Source organism: Pantoea sp. SIMBA_079 (assembly GCF_046940275.1).
Classification (GTDB): Bacteria; Pseudomonadota; Gammaproteobacteria; order Enterobacterales; family Enterobacteriaceae; genus Pantoea; species Pantoea borealis.
The window spans coordinates 1-259 of sequence record NZ_JAWRYR010000537.1 but is presented as its reverse complement, the minus strand read 5'-3'; the positions used below and the strand labels follow the sequence as shown (position 1 = coordinate 259).

Genomic DNA, 259 nt, shown 5'->3' with positions numbered 1-259 from the left:
GCGGTTGGAAAGATAGAAGATTAGTAGAATTCTTTGTTAATTATAGTAAAGTACTATTTAATAGATTTAAGAATAAAGTTAAGCATTGGATGACCTTTAATGAGATTAATGCAGTTATATGCCACCCATTTAGACCAGCAGGACTTAGAATAAAAGAATATGAAAATGAAGAACAAGTTATGTATCAAGCAATCATCCGGCAGCTAGCAACAAGTACTAAAGTCGTAATTCTTTGTAACTAAACGAAGCCATACTGTAA

General features: G+C 31.7%; 1 protein-coding gene. It reads left to right on the top strand.

From position 1 onward, the window contains the following. Positions 1–242 (top strand): family 1 glycosylhydrolase (locus SB719_RS21110; RefSeq protein WP_412159878.1); only part of this gene is annotated, 242 nt, incomplete at its 5' end. Positions 243–259 lie beyond the last annotated feature (17 nt).